The 12,751-nt window shown below is 62.5% G+C and carries 11 protein-coding genes; 10 read left to right on the top strand and 1 reads right to left on the bottom strand.

Annotated features, from left to right (window positions below):
* The first annotated feature begins 6 nt into the window (after positions 1 to 6).
* The 10 genes from O4H62_RS18635 to O4H62_RS18590 all read left to right on the top strand — a co-directional run bounded on the left by O4H62_RS18635 (position 7) and on the right by O4H62_RS18590 (position 10,886).
* Positions 7 to 1,905 carry a vWA domain-containing protein gene (locus O4H62_RS18635; protein ID WP_269390118.1) on the top strand — a complete coding sequence of 633 codons (1,899 nt, stop codon included), beginning with the start codon at positions 7 to 9 and terminating at the stop codon, positions 1,903 to 1,905.
* 10 nt (positions 1,906 to 1,915) lie between these two features.
* Positions 1,916 to 2,638, top strand: coding sequence for a hypothetical protein (locus tag O4H62_RS18630; RefSeq protein ID WP_269390117.1), 723 nt, complete (start codon positions 1,916 to 1,918; stop codon positions 2,636 to 2,638).
* A 184-nt stretch (positions 2,639 to 2,822) separates the two neighbouring features.
* Entirely contained in the window at positions 2,823 to 3,338 is a 516-nt protein-coding gene (locus O4H62_RS18625; RefSeq protein WP_269390115.1) for an arsenate reductase ArsC, read from the top strand.
* Between the two features lie 191 nt (positions 3,339 to 3,529).
* Complete coding sequence (locus O4H62_RS18620; RefSeq protein ID WP_269390114.1) at positions 3,530 to 4,696, top strand: ABC transporter substrate-binding protein; 1,167 nt, start codon at positions 3,530 to 3,532, stop codon at positions 4,694 to 4,696.
* A 133-nt stretch (positions 4,697 to 4,829) separates the two neighbouring features.
* On the top strand, positions 4,830 to 5,819 hold the full coding sequence (locus O4H62_RS18615; protein WP_269390113.1) for an ABC transporter ATP-binding protein: 990 nt from the start codon (positions 4,830 to 4,832) through the stop codon (positions 5,817 to 5,819).
* A complete protein-coding gene (locus O4H62_RS18610) occupies positions 5,816 to 6,775 on the top strand; it encodes an ABC transporter permease (protein WP_269390112.1) in 960 nt (319 codons plus the stop codon). Before O4H62_RS18615 ends, O4H62_RS18610 begins: the two co-directional genes overlap by 4 nt.
* On the top strand, positions 6,765 to 7,580 hold the full coding sequence (locus O4H62_RS18605; RefSeq protein WP_269390111.1) for an ABC transporter permease: 816 nt from the start codon (positions 6,765 to 6,767) through the stop codon (positions 7,578 to 7,580). The genes O4H62_RS18610 and O4H62_RS18605 overlap by 11 nt, the downstream gene beginning before the upstream one ends.
* A gap of 17 nt (positions 7,581 to 7,597) precedes the next feature.
* Positions 7,598 to 9,025 carry a gamma-aminobutyraldehyde dehydrogenase gene (locus tag O4H62_RS18600; protein ID WP_269390110.1) on the top strand — a complete coding sequence of 476 codons (1,428 nt, stop codon included), beginning with the start codon at positions 7,598 to 7,600 and terminating at the stop codon, positions 9,023 to 9,025.
* Positions 9,026 to 9,131: 106 nt separating this feature from the next.
* Entirely contained in the window at positions 9,132 to 9,986 is an 855-nt protein-coding gene (purU, locus tag O4H62_RS18595) for a formyltetrahydrofolate deformylase (RefSeq protein WP_269390108.1), read from the top strand.
* 6 nt (positions 9,987 to 9,992) lie between these two features.
* Positions 9,993 to 10,886 (top strand): LysR family transcriptional regulator, encoded by an 894-nt coding sequence (locus O4H62_RS18590; protein WP_269390107.1) that lies wholly within the window; start codon positions 9,993 to 9,995, stop codon positions 10,884 to 10,886.
* A gap of 38 nt (positions 10,887 to 10,924) precedes the next feature.
* On the opposite strand, the gene O4H62_RS18585 is transcribed toward O4H62_RS18590, so the two are convergent.
* Positions 10,925 to 12,631, bottom strand: coding sequence for an OFA family MFS transporter (locus O4H62_RS18585; RefSeq protein ID WP_269390106.1), 1,707 nt, complete (start codon positions 12,629 to 12,631; stop codon positions 10,925 to 10,927).
* Positions 12,632 to 12,751: the final 120 nt, after the last annotated feature.

Here is a 12,751-nt window from a genome sequence, read left to right as displayed (position 1 = left end):
AAGTTCATGCTTCTTAATCAATTGTTTCGACACGGCCTCGGGCTGACGGCTGCGGTTACACTGATGCTCAGTCAGCCGGCCATGGCCGCAGATGATGGCGCTGCGACTATCCTGGTGTTCGACGGATCGGGATCCATGTGGGCGGAGCTTGAGGGCCGCACCCGCATTGAGGTCGCCCGCGACGTGCTTTCGGAGTATCTGGCTGGCCGCGACATGAGCCGCCCGCTCGGCGTCATCGCCTACGGTCACCGGCGGCGCGGCGACTGTGCGGATATCGAGACGCTGTTTGCCGCAGGCGTTCATGGCGCGGACGAGGTCTCCGCCCGCCTGAACGCGCTCAATCCGAAAGGCAAGACACCGATCAGTGACGCGTTGCGGGAAGCCGCCAGGCAGATCCCGCGCACCGCTGAAGAGGCCGATATCGTTCTCATCACCGATGGCATCGAAACCTGCGTGCCCGATGTGTGCACAATTGCCGATGAGCTTGCGGAGTCAGGCATCAAGATCAGGGCCCACGTGGTTGGGTTCGGGTTGTCGGAAGCCGAGGCCGACACCCTTGCCTGCATCCCCGGGCGGACCGGGGGCAAGCTGCTGCGGCCAGGCACCGGACAGGAGCTGGCCGATGCGCTCAGGCAGACGGAAACCCAGGCGCCAGCCGAGGATCCGTCGGTATCGGCCGAGGTCAAGCTGCTCATCCTGCTCGGGAACAACGGCATGCCGGAGCGATACAGCTGGTCGCTGCGCAACGATGACACCGGCACAGTGACCGAACTCGCAGAAATGACCGGAGATGCGCGCTACTCGCCCTTCCCTCTCAATCTTGACGAGGGCCGTTACACGGCGCTGCTTTCAACCGCCAGCGGCTCGGGGGAAACGAGTTTCGAGATCAGGGACTCTGAAGAGAAATCCATCCAGGTGGCTCTGGCGGGTGACCTGCCGGATATCACGCTGATCAATCGCGGGCCCTATCTTGCCGGGCACAACGCCCTGTTCGACCTCACCATCAACCGGGAGGGCCTGAACGTCGGCGGCGCCGATTTCCAGTTGACGCTCTACAAGGCGAAGCCCAACGGCGACCCCGACGGCGCGGCAATCACCTGGTCCTATGTCAGCGGCAGCGCCGGGCGGAAGGCAAATGCATTGGCCCTGCCGCCCGAGCCGGGTGAATTCATTGTCACGCTGGAACGCGGCGACGGCACGATCGTCGGCTCGACACGCATTGAAAGCCAGGCCGATCCCGCGGTTCGTCTCGTCGTGCCCTCGGTCGTCACGCCCGGATCTGAAATCGATTTCGAAAGCTTCGGCGGACAGGGTGCAAACGATCTTGTCAGGATCCAGAAAGACGGCGCCGACGTCGGTTGGGCGCTCACCCTGGGAAGCATAGCCGAAGGCAATCCGCTCAAGGCGCCGGAAGAGGAAGGAACCTACGACCTCGTCTATGCAATGGGTGACGGGCAGGTGGAAAAGGCACGCGTCTCCTTTCAGGTCAGTCAAGCCGGCACGCCAGCTGCCCAACCGGCAGAGAAGACCGACGCGCAAGGCCTGCCGCAAAGCGGGTCCCAGGGCGAGGTCGAGGCAACGTTCAAGGTTGGAGAGGCATTCGATAGCCTTCAGGTTCAATGGTCGGCGATCCCGCTGGATGAAAACCTGCCGCTCGATGCCTGGGCGCCCAGCGACTTCGCGCCCAGCATGAGCGGCTCCTTCCTTCCGGGCCGCTACCGGGTGACCGGAGACGCCGGCGACATGCAGTTTCTCGGCGATGTCGAGATCAGCGCGGAAGGCCCGAATGTGTTCGAGATCGGGCTTGTGACCGAACCCGGATCGGACCCCGGTGGCCCCCTGACCGAGGAAGGCGCCAGCGAATTGCTCGACCGGCTCGTTCCCGACCGCAAACCCGCCAATTGAGGACAAGATCATGCAGAGAATTCTCCTTGCAACGGCCGCGATTGCTTGCGGCCTGGCTTCTCAGGCCATGGCCGATGAAAAGGCGCTGGTCGCCGAATGCACCGGAAACGGCGCGCGCTTCTTTCTCTCCGACCTGACCATCGACGAGGCGTCGGTTGCGGCCGGGACGGAACTTCCATCCACGTCCGGCGGCATCCTGATCATTGGCGCAGGACGCAAGCCGGAATGGTCAAATGCCTCCCGCCGGCAGATCGACAGGGAGTGCGGCGGGCCGGGCCAGGAGGAAGTCGAGTTGTTTCCCGGCGGGCTGCAGCCGCGCGACGGGAACTGGCGCACGGTGGTCAAGGCCACGCGCATGCAAGGATGTCCGGAAATGCTGGCAAGCGCGATGGCGGCTCAAAACAAGGGACCACAGACAACCACGCGGCGGGTCAGCTTTCCCAAGCCGTTTGATCCCAACAAGCTGCCGCGGGATTTCAATCCCGGCCACAGCTGGAGTGCGGCAGGCGACAACCGCTGGACCGCGTCGATCTTCTCGCAAGGCGTTAATTTCGGTGCGGAGGGAGCACAGAAGACGGATGTGCGCCTGACCATGGAACTGGTCTCGGACACCGAGATCCGGCAATCCGGCTCGGTCAAGGTATCGCTGCCCAAGATCGCGCAGAAGACGCTGAACATCTCCGGGGACTGCCGTGTGATCACGGATTCGGTCTCGACCTGGATAGGCGACTGAACAGACGATAGACTTGATGCACGTTATCCAGCGTCCCGGCTGGCTTTGAACTTGTCCGTCGAACAGCAGCCTTGCCAAAACTATTTAATCTAGTATTCTTGATATATAGATGTGACATGCATGCTCACCAGCCTGCGACGAGATTGCACTTCAAGATCACGGTTATCGGACAAGCGAGAAAATCATGGCAGACAAGGTCTACAACGTTCTGTTCCTCTGCACCGGCAACTCCGCCCGTTCGATCCTTGCGGAAGCGATCATGAACCGGGTCGGACAGGGCCGGTTCAGGGCCTACTCGGCCGGCTCCCAGCCGAAAGCGGAAGTCCACCCCTACACGCTCGACTTGCTGCGGCAGATGAATTTCGACACCGGCTTCGCACGCTCGAAGGACTGGGATGAATTCACCCTGCCCGGCGCGCCGGAACTGGATTTCGTGTTCACCGTCTGCGACAACGCTGCCAACGAAAGCTGCCCGGTCTGGCCCGGTCAGCCGATGACCGCCCATTGGGGGGTACCCGACCCGGCCGCGGCCGAGGGAACCGAAGCCGAAAGGCGTCTGGCGTTCGCAGACGCGTACCGGATGCTCAATGCACGAATTTCCATTTTCACCAGCCTGCCATTGCAAAGCATCGATCGGCTTGCATTGCAAAAACGGCTTGATGCCATCGGCCGGACATCCGACATGGACGGCGCCGCCTGATCAACCATTTCAAATGCAGTCGCGGAGGCATGATCGCTGCGATCAGGACGGTTGCCCTGCCGCCTTGGCTATCGGTTTTTCCGATATCACAATTCTGATAAAAGAATTTGCGTAGCTTGCGGGCCCGCATCAATGTTGGCTCCCGACGCTGGTCGCTATTTTGGCGGCCACCAACGGTGGGAGCTCAAGCAATGAAAAAAATCTTGAATATGTGCACGGCGATGGCAATGGCGCTTTCGGTGATGGCGCCGGGATTTGCATCGGCGGAAATGATGAAAGAAGTCGGACCCGGCGAAGGCCAGGTCAACATCGTTGCCTGGGCCGGATACATCGAGCGCGGGGAAACCGACAAGGCATTCGACTGGGTGACCAAGTTCGAGGAAGCCTCGGGCTGCAAGGTCAACGTCAAGACCGCCAACACCTCCGACGAGATGGTGGCGCTGATGAACGAAGGCGGTTTCGACCTTGTCACCGCGTCCGGCGACGCATCGCTCAGACTGATCGCCGGCAAGCGCGTGCAGCCGATCAACACCGATCTGATCCCGTCCTGGTCGACAGTCGACGATCGGCTCAAGAACGCCCCTTGGCACACGGTCGACGGCGTGCATTACGGCACACCCTACATGTGGGGCCCGAACGTGCTGATGTACAATACCGAAGCCTTCAAGGACGCCGCACCGACATCCTGGAACGTCGTGTTCGAGGAAATGGACCTGCCGGACGGCAAGTCCAACAAGGGCCGCGTCCAGGCCTATGACGGCCCGATCCACATCGCAGACGCGGCGCAATACCTGATGTTCCACAAGCCGGAACTCGGCATCAAGAGCCCCTATGAGCTCAACGAGGACCAGTACAAGGCGGCTCTCGACCTGCTCCGGGTGCAGCGCACGCTGGTCGGCCGCTACTGGCACGACGCCTTTATCCAGATCGATGACTTCAAGAACGAGGGTGTCGTGGCCTCGGGCTCCTGGCCTTTCCAGGTCAACCTCTTGAAGGCTGACAACGTGCCTGTGGCATCGGTCATCCCGCAGGAGGGCGCCACCGGCTGGGCCGACACCACCATGATGCATGCGGACGCCGCCAACCCGAACTGCGCCTACATGTGGATGGAGCATTCGCTGGCTTCCAACCTGCAGTCCGATCTTTCGGTCTGGTTCGGCGCCAACCCGTCGGTTCCAGCTGCCTGCACCGACGGCCGCGGCATGCAGACCGCCGAAGGCTGCACCGCCAACGGGCTGGATGATTTCGACAAGATCAACTTCTGGACCACTCCGGTGTCGAAGTGCGAAAGCCAGGGCGAATGCGTTCCCTACTATCGCTGGGTCTCCGACTATATCGGCGTCATCGGCGGCCGCTGATCCGGCGATCGTAGCCAAACCCGTGTCTCCCTCCCTGATCAAGGGAGGGAGACCACCGCACCACATTGCCGTGATGCACTTATTCCCTGAAGCGCTTGCCCAATGGGCACATCAGGACTGATTTGGATTCTCCATGCCGTATGCTGTCTCATTCCAACAGGTCTCCCGACATTTCGGATCTGTTCGCGCTGTCGATGCCGTCGACCTGGAGATCGAACCGGGCGAATTTTTCGCCATGCTCGGGCCGTCGGGTTCGGGCAAGACGACATGCCTGCGGCTGATTGCCGGATTTGAACAACCAACCTCCGGGCATATCGAGATTTTCGGCGAGACCGCGGAAGGCGTCCCGCCCTACCGGCGCAACGTCAATACGGTGTTCCAGGACTATGCGCTGTTTCCGCATCTCAACGTCGCCGACAATGTCGCCTATGGATTGATGATCCGTGGCGTCGGCAAGGCCGAACGCACCCGTGAGGCGGAAGCAGCCCTCGAGATGGTCAAGCTGCCCGGCTACGGCGCGCGCAAGCCCGGGCAATTGTCCGGCGGCCAGCGGCAACGCGTGGCGCTGGCGCGCGCGCTCGTCAACAAGCCGAAAGTGCTGTTGCTCGACGAGCCGCTCGGCGCGCTGGACCTCAAGCTGCGCGAGCAGATGCAGGAAGAACTGAAAGTCCTGCAGAAGGCGCTCGGCATCACCTTCGTCTTCGTCACCCATGACCAGGGCGAAGCGCTGTCGATGGCCGACCGGATTGCCGTGTTCAACGACGGCCGGATCATGCAGACCGGCACACCCGAAGAGATCTACCGCCGTCCGAAAACCCGTTTTGTCGCCGACTTTGTCGGGTCCTCCAACGTGCTTTCGCCGCAGCTCACCGAAAAACTGGCAGGCGTGGCGGAATGGTCGAGCCTCAGGCCGGAAGACATCCGGCTTGTCACGGACGGCGGCCATGAAGCCACCGTCACCGGGACAAGTTTCCTCGGCAGCGCCACACGCCTGACCCTGGATGTGGCAGGCGAGAAAATCAACGTGCTGCTGCCTTCCGGCACGCGCGTGCCGGCACAGGGCGAAGGCGTCCGCTTTTCCTGGAACAGTGACGCCCTGCACCTGATGGGAGCCAAGGCATGAGCATCGCGGCAGCCCCGGCGGCGGCGGCCATACTGCCCGGCCGCGGCGGCATCGGCGGTGCGCTGTCGGATGCCTTCTGGCGCAGCCCGAAACTGCTTTTGTTCCTGATGCTGACGCCGCCGCTGCTCTGGCTCGGCGTGATCTATCTCGGCAGCCTGTTCGCGCTTCTGCTGCAGAGTTTCTTTTCGATCGACGAGTTTTCCGGACTGGTGGTGCGTGAGTTCACGCTGAAGACCTATGGCGAACTGCTGCGCCCTTCCAATCTCGACATCATCGTGCGTACCGTCACCATGGCCGGACTGGTGACCATCGCCTCGGCGATCATCGCCTTTCCGATCGCCTATTTCGCCGCCCGCTATGCCCGCGGCCGCTGGAAGGCGGTGTTCTATCTCGGGGTGATGCTGCCCTTGTGGTCGAGCTATCTGGTCAAGGTCTACGCCTGGAAGCTGATCCTCGCCAAGGAAGGCATCCTCACCTGGGTGTTCGAGAAGCTCCACCTGACCTTCCTGATCGACGGCTGGCTGGCGCTGCCGGTTGTCGGCGGCAACTCCCTTTCTGTGAGCCCGACGGGCACCTTCCTCGTATTTGTCTATGTCTGGCTGCCGTTCATGATCCTGCCGGTGCAGGCGGCGCTCGAGCGCGTGCCGGGCAACCTGCTCGAAGCCTCCGCCGATCTCGGCGCCTCGCCGAGCCAGACCTTCCGCAATGTGCTGCTGCCGTTGGCGCTGCCGGGCGTGATCGCCGGTTCGATCTTCACGTTCTCGCTGACGCTGGGCGACTACATCATTCCGCAGATCGTCGGCACGTCGCACCTGTTCATCGGCATGGCGGTCTACGCGCACCAGGGAACCGCGGGCAACATTCCGCTGGCGGCAGCCTTCACCGTGGTGCCCGTGGTGATCATGGGGATCTACCTGTGGCTCGCCAAACGCGCGGGGGCCTTCAATGCGCTCTGACAAGCAAAACAGCACCCCGATGGGATTGAAGATCGCGGCAGGTATCGGCCTCGCCTTCCTGCACCTGCCGATCCTGCTGATCTTTCTCTATGCCTTCACGACCGAGGAGAAGAGCTACCAGTTCCCTCCCCCCGGCCTGACGCTCAAGTGGTTCGCGGTGACCTGGAACCGGCCCGATGTCTGGGAGGCGCTCGGCCTGTCTGTCCGCGTCGCCTCGATCTCTACGGTGATCGCGCTGACGCTCGGAACGCTGTGTGCGGCGGCGATCTCGCAGACAAAATTCTTCGGACGCGAGGCGATTTCGCTTCTGGTGATCCTGCCGATCGCCCTGCCCGGCATCATCACCGGCATCTCGCTGCGCTCGGCCTTCAACCTGGCGGAGATCCCGTTTTCGTTCTGGACCATCGTGCTCGGACACGCGACCTTCTGCGTCGTCGTGGTCTACAACAACGCGGTCGCCCGGTTCCGGCGAATGTCGGGATCGCTGATCGAGGCCTCGATGGATCTCGGCGCCGACGGGTTCCAGACCTTCCGGCACGTGATCCTGCCCAATATCGGCACGGCGCTGCTGGCCGGCGGCATGCTTGCCTTCGCGCTGTCGTTCGACGAGGTGATCGTCACCACCTTTACTGCCGGGCAGCAGGCCACGCTGCCTATCTGGATGCTTGAGGAACTTGTCAGGCCGCGCCAGCGCCCCGTCACCAACGTGGTGGCGATGGTCGTCGTGCTGGTGACTTTCCTGCCCATCCTTGCCGCCTATCACCTGACCCGGGACGGAGACCAGATTTCCGGACAGGGCAAATAACCTACGGGAGAAATGCCATGGACACCCAAATGCTGATCGGCAACCGCTTCGAGGCCGGCACGGAGGCGGAAGAGAAGATCTTCAATCCGCGCACCGGAGAGACCATCCTCAATCTTCCCGAAGCCTCCTCGATCCAGATCGAGGCTGCGGTCAACGCAGCCGAGAAGGCGTTTCAAACCTGGTCGCGCACCACGCCTGCGCAACGTTCGGCCTATCTTCTGAAGATTGCCGACCGGATCGAGGCGGAAGCCGACGGGTTCGCAGCGCTCGAGGCGCTCAATTGCGGCAAGCCGATCAATTCGGTCCGGAATGACGAAATCCCGGCCATCGTCGATTGTTACCGGTTCTTCGCCGGCGCCGTGCGCTGCATGCCCGGCAATGCGGCCGGCGAATACATGGAAGGCCATACCTCGATGATCCGCCGCGATCCCGTCGGCATCATCGCCTCGATCGCGCCCTGGAACTACCCGCTGATGATGATGGCATGGAAGCTGGCGCCAGCGATCGGCGGCGGCAACACCGTTGTCTTCAAGCCGTCCGAGCAGACGCCGCTGACGGCGCTGAAATTCGCCAAGATCCTCGCCGACATCCTGCCCGAAGGCGTGGTCAACGTCATTCTCGGTCGCGGCGAGAGCGTCGGCAACGCGCTGATCAATCACCCCAAGATCAACATGGTCTCGATCACCGGTGATGTCGCCACCGGCAAAAAGGTGCTGCAGGCGGCTGCCAAGTCGGTCAAGCGCACGCATCTCGAACTGGGCGGCAAGGCACCGGTCATCGTGTTCGACGACGCCGATCTCGATGCCGTCGTCAACGGATTGCGCGCATTCGGATACTACAATGCCGGACAGGACTGCACCGCCGCCTGCCGGATCTATGCCGGGCCGAAGATCTACGACAAGTTGGTTGCCGAGCTGTCGAGCGCGGTGTCGACCATCAAGTACGACCAGGGCGATGACGCCGACAACGAGATCGGCCCGCTGATCTCGAAGCGGCAGCGCGACAGGGTGGCGAGCTTCGTCGAACGCGCCTCCGAAATGAAGCACATGGAGATCACCACCGGCGGCAAGCCCGGCGACGGCAACGGCTTCTACTACCAGCCGACGCTGATCGCCGGCGCACTGCAGTCGGACGAGATCGTCCGCCGCGAGGTGTTCGGCCCGGTGGTCTCCGTCACCCGCTTCTCGGACGCGGAAGAAGCCGTGACCTGGGCCAATGATTCAGAATACGGTCTCGCCTCCTCGGTCTGGACCAAGGACATTTCCAAGGCGATGACGTGTGCTGCGCGGCTGCAGTACGGATGCACCTGGATCAATACCCACTTCATGCTGGTCAACGAGATGCCGCATGGCGGCATCAAGCAGTCGGGCTATGGCAAGGACATGTCGCTTTATGCCCTTGAGGATTACACTGCAGTGCGGCATGTAATGATCGCCCACGGCTGAACGGCCGGACACCCAATCCCGGGACGGGCTTGACCGTCCCGGGAGGATGCTGCAAAGCCTCCTGCGAGTGGCCGAAAACCTGGGTCACTTGAAACCGGAGACTGTCATGGCGCATCCGCATTTTGTCATCACCATCGCCTGTGCCGACCAGCCCGGCATCGTCGCGGCGATCACCACCGAACTAGCGGCGATCGGCGCCAATATTGCTGAATCCAGCCAGTTCTGGGATCGCCAGACCAACCGCTTCTTCATGCGGATCGCGATCGAAACACCGGACGGGGTCGACGCAGAGGCCGTCAAGCGGGCGCTTCAGGCGCCGGTGGCACGGTTCGAGATGCGGCTCGATATCAACACGGTCGCCAAGCGGCCGAAGATCATCATCATGGTATCGAAATTCGACCATGCTTTGCTGCATCTTATCTACCAGATCCGCGTCGGGTGGCTCGACGCCGAGGTGGTCGCCATCGTTTCCAACCACGAGGACAGCCGCAGAACCGCGGAGATCGAGGGCATCCCCTTCCACTATTGGCCCGTCAACAAGGACAACAAGGCCGAGCAGGAGGCAAGGCTGCTCGATCTCGCCACCAAGAGCGGCGCCGACCTGGTGATCCTAGCGCGCTACATGCAGGTCTTGTCGGACACCCTGTCGCGCCGCCTGTTCGGCAAGGTGATCAACATCCACCACTCGTTCCTGCCGAGCTTCAAGGGCGCCAAGCCCTATCACCAGGCGCATGAGCGCGGCGTCAAGCTGATCGGTGCGACCGCCCACTATGTCACCGCCGACCTCGACGAAGGTCCGATCATCGAGCAGGAAACCGAGCGCGTGACCCACGCCATGACGGCGGATGATTTCGTCGCCGCCGGGCGTGACATCGAGGCGCGGGTGCTGGCGCGGGCGGTGAAGCTGCACCTTGAATCGCGCGTCATGCTCAATGGCCACAAGACCGTGGTCTTCGGGTAATTGCCGATGAACTGGGACGACATCAGGGTCTTTCTTGCTGTCGCCCGCTCCGGCCAGATCCTCGCCGCCGCCCGGCGGCTGGGGATCAACCACGCCACCGCCGCGCGGCGGATCACATCGCTCGAAACCGCGCTCGGGGCGCAACTGGTGGTCCGCCGCACCAATGGCTGCGGGCTGACCGGCGAAGGCGAGGCCTTCCTGGCTCACGCGGAGCGCATGGAAGCTGAAATGCTGGCGGCACAGGCAAATCTGGGCCGCACCGACAGCGCCATTTCGGGCACGGTCCGGATCGGCGCACCGGACGGTTTCGGGGTGTCCTTCCTGGCCCCTCGGCTCGGCGCGCTGATTGCCCGACATCCCGATCTCAGATTGCAACTGGTGCCGGTGCCGCGCAGCTTTTCGCTGCCGCAGCGCGAAGCCGACATCGCCATCACCGTGGAGCGGCCGGCGGAAGGGCGGCTGGTGGCGCGCAAGCTCGTCGACTACTCGCTCTCGCTCTACGCGTCGCGATCCTATCTGGACGAACACGGCACGCCCGAGACCGCCGACGATCTCAAGCAGCATCGTTTGATCAGCTATGTCGAGGATCTGATCTTCTCGCCGTCGCTGCAGTTCACCCGCGAGATCCTGCGCAACTGGACGGCCCAGTTCGAAATCTCGAGCGCCACCGGGCAGACGGAAGCGGTGCGCTCGGGCGCGGGCATCGCCGTGCTGCACGACTATATCGCCGCTCTCTATCCCGAGCTGGTACGGGTGATGCCGGACCATTGCATCGGGCGATCCTATTTCATGGTCTATCATGAATCGGCGCGCGATCTGGCGCGGGTGCGCACCGTCGCCGATTTCATCTCGACGGTGGCGCAGGAGCACAAGGCTCACTTCTTTCCGGAGCGGAAGTGATGCCTCCCCGCGGTTGACCCGCGGAGAGGCAGGTTTCATCAGGCCTTGGAAGGCGCCGCGTCAGCGGGCTCCATATGGTGGCTTGCGTGCACCGGCTTGACCAGCGAGTTGCAGATCAGCCCGATCACCAGCAACCCCGCCATGGCATACATGGTGGTGTTGTAGAGGCTCGAGGTCGGATCCACGGTGCCGGCAGGCGCGATTTCCATCAACCGGGCGATCGTAACGGTCTTGGCCGCAACAAGCTGGTTGAGCTGATCGATACCGGCGCCAAACTTCTCCGTGAAAGCCGCCGGATCCACCTTGGAGGCGAGATTGCTGATCGAGTTGCCGACCGAGGCTTCACGCAGCTTGGTGATGGCGAGCGGTCCGAGAACCCCTGCCGTGCTCCAGGCCGTCAGCAAGCGCCCATGGATGCCCCCGACATATTTGGTGCCAAAGATGTCGGCCAGATAGGCCGGGATGGTGGCGAAACCGCCGCCATACATGGTGAAGATGATCATCGTCGCCGCATAGAACATCACCAGCCAGGTGACTGCCGGATTGACGGAAACCTGTCCTGCCGCGAACGGGATCGAGATGTAGAGAATGATCCCGAGGACGAAGAAGATATGATAGGTGTTCTTGCGCCCGATGAAGTCCGACGTGGAGGCCCAGAAGAAGCGGCCGACCATGTTGAACACCGAGATCATGAACACGTAGGTCGCGGCAAAGGCCGAGTTGACGATCAACGGCAGCGTGGTGCCGAAGATATCGCTCATCATGGTCTTGGCCACGCCGATGACGCCGATGCCGGCAGTCACGTTGAAGCAGAGCACGATCCACAGCAGCCAGAACTGCGGTGTCTTGAGCGCCTGGTCAATGTGGACATGGGCATGTGTGATCATCTTGTTGGCATTGGCGGCCGGCGGGGTCCAGCCGGCGGGCAGCCAGCCTTCGCGCGGAACGCGGTAGGAGAAGGCCGCGATCACCATGACGATGAAATAGGCCACGCCGAGGGTGAAGAAGGTCGAGGCAGCGCCGGTGTTGCCGGTTCCGACCACGTAGACGCCTTCCTGCAGCGGCACCGGGGCGGAGGCCAGCTGCTTGGCGGTGGCGACGACGACTTCGACCATCTGGCCGTTGACCTCGGCCATGCGCTTGCCGCCTTCGGTCACCATGTTGACTGCGCTTTCAAGCCCGAGATAGGTCGGCGCCTGGTAATAGAGACCCAGCAGCCATTCCTTGATCGGCGCTGCAATCATCGCACCGCCGCCGAAACCCATGATGGCCATGCCGGTGGCCATGCCGCGACGGTCGGGAAACCAGCGGATCAGGGTCGACACCGGCGAGACATAGCCGAGCCCGAGCCCGCATCCGCCAAGCACGCCGTAGCCCAGATACAGAAGCCAGAGCTGATGGGTCATGATGCCGAGGCCACCGATGATGAAGCCGCCGCCCCAGCAGATGGCAGCAACGAGGCCTACCATGCGCGGGCCGACTTCCTCGAGCCACTTGCCGGCAAAGGCCGCCGACAGACCGAGAAAGACGATGGCGACGGAGAAGATCCACACCACCGAAGGCAGGCTCCAGTCGCTGGACGAGGCCGCAACAACGCCGAATTCCTTGACCAGCGGCGGATTGAAGATCGACCAGGCATAGACCGAGCCGATGCAGAGATGGATGGCGATGGATGCCGGCGGAACCTTCCAGCGGTTGAAACCGTCGGGGGCGACGATGTGTTCCTTTTTCAGACTGTCAAACATGCAATTCCCTCCCGAAACGCGCCTGAGCGCAAAGACCGGAGGCCAGGGCCTACCGGATACGAACACCGGCGATGCACCTCCATGCACCCACCGGTTGGGAAAGGCTTCGCAAGAGCCATG

It is taken from the genome of Parahoeflea alexandrii (assembly GCF_027214025.1).
GTDB classification, from domain to species: Bacteria; Pseudomonadota; Alphaproteobacteria; order Rhizobiales; family Rhizobiaceae; genus Hoeflea; species Hoeflea alexandrii_A.
The sequence above is the reverse complement of the archived record's forward strand: the minus strand, read 5'-3'. Positions and strand labels throughout refer to the sequence as shown.